This is a genomic window from bacterium (assembly GCA_037131655.1).
GTDB lineage: Bacteria > Armatimonadota > Fimbriimonadia > Fimbriimonadales > JBAXQP01 > JBAXQP01.
In genome coordinates this window covers 1-1,690 of the sequence record JBAXQP010000459.1, presented here as the reverse complement: position 1 = coordinate 1,690, position 1,690 = coordinate 1, and the positions used below count along the sequence as shown (strand labels likewise).

Genomic DNA, 1,690 nt, shown 5'->3' with positions numbered 1-1,690 from the left:
AAATCAAGCGACTCTGGATTTTGTCCCGAGCTTATTGTCGGGATAGGTGTAGCCGCTACTTCCAGTACTCCAATACCAGTTGATGAGCAAGGATTTCCTTTGGCCCTAAATCCGGAGTTCAGCAGCAATCCCAACGCATTGGCCTGGCTTTGGAAAGACCATACTTCCTATTTTGAAGCCGAAGTTATTACCCGGAAGGCCACTGAACTTAGGCCGCAGTATCTACTTAAATATGGTGAAGTCTATCAGCCCGAATGGTTCTGGAGCAAGGTCTGGCGCTGTCTGAATGTTGACCCGGAGGTCTATAAGGTCGCCTATACCTGGGTCGAGTTGTCCGATTGGATACCGGCAGTCTTGACTGGGACGACTCACCCTTCTCTTCTTAAACGAAATATTTGTACAGCCGGTCACAAGGCCATGTTTAACGACTGCTGGGGTGGTTTGCCGGATGAAGAGTTTCTAAATTCGCTCGATTTTCGCCTGGGAGCGTTGAGGAAGCGTCTTTATGATAAGGTCTATACCATTCAGGATAGGGCAGGGGAGTTGACTTCCGAATGGGCTGAAAAGCTCGGTCTGCTGGTCGGTCTTCCAGTGGCAATAGGAGTTTCGGATGGTCATATTGGCGCAGTCGGGGCCGGCATCAAGCCAGGAACAATGGTGCGGATCATCGGAACTTCGAGCAGTGATTTTGCAGTTGTGCCAAATAACCAGTCTGTACCTGATATCCCCGGCCTATGCGGGATTGTAGATAGCTCGATTATTCCCAGTTATACAAGCCTTGAAGCAGGTCAATCAGCGGTGGGTGATATCTACAACTGGTTCGTTGATTACATCCAACCTGGAGGGGCAGATCATGAGGGGCTAACCGAGAAGGCTTCAAAGCTAAAACCGGGTGAATCAGGGCTTGTTATGCTCGATTGGCTTAACGGAAATCGAAGCGTTCTCTCAGACCCACGCCTTAGCGGGCTAATTATCGGCCTCAACATTCAAACCACTCCAGCCGAAATCTATCGAGCGCTTATCGAAGGAACCGCATTTGGCGCTAGAGCCATCATGGAGCATTTTGCTGAGTATGGATTTCCAACTAATGAGGTGATTTACGGCGGGGGGATCGCTGAGAAGAACCCAATGTTGCTTCAAATTTATGCGGACATCACTGGTTGCCCAATGAAGATTGCTCGAACCGGTTTAGCATCCGCCCTCGGCGCCTCAATCGCTGGTGCAGTCGCATCAGGAAGCTATAAGAGTGTCGAAGAAGCCCAATCAGCTATGTGCGCGATCAAAGAAACCCTCTACCACCCAATCCCAGAGCATCAAGCGATTTACCAACAGCTTTACAGCCTCTACAAAACCCTCCACGATGCCTTCGGAACACTCTCATGGTCGGGTAATCTCTCGCATGTCATGAAACGTCTGCTTGATATTAGAGATAGGGAGAGAGGCTAACCCGTTATAGTTCGAATTGCCCATTTTGCGCATTCGGATACTATTGGATTCTCATGAGTTGTTAGAAGCTCGAGGAAGGGGAGGAGGTCTTTATCGCTTGAGTTCCCTGCAGCGATGCAGGCGTTTCTTAGAAGACCGGTGTACTTAGCGCGCTTGACGGGGCTGTGGCGGTAGGTTTGGCGGAAGTCCTCTTCGGTCATGGTTAGGATGCCGATGAGAGTTTTCGTGGGGGGAGGTTTAAAGG

General features: G+C 50.1%; 2 protein-coding genes. One reads left to right on the top strand and one right to left on the bottom strand.

What is annotated here, in order from left to right:
* Window positions 1-1,446, top strand: a 1,446-nt coding sequence (locus tag WCO51_13600) for a ribulokinase (GenBank protein ID MEI6514288.1), incomplete at its 5' end; no start/stop codon positions are given.
* On the opposite strand, the gene WCO51_13595 is transcribed toward WCO51_13600, so the two are convergent.
* Window positions 1,443-1,690, bottom strand: a 248-nt coding sequence (locus WCO51_13595) for an epoxyqueuosine reductase (protein ID MEI6514287.1), incomplete at its 5' end; no start/stop codon positions are given. The genes WCO51_13600 and WCO51_13595 overlap by 4 nt on opposite strands.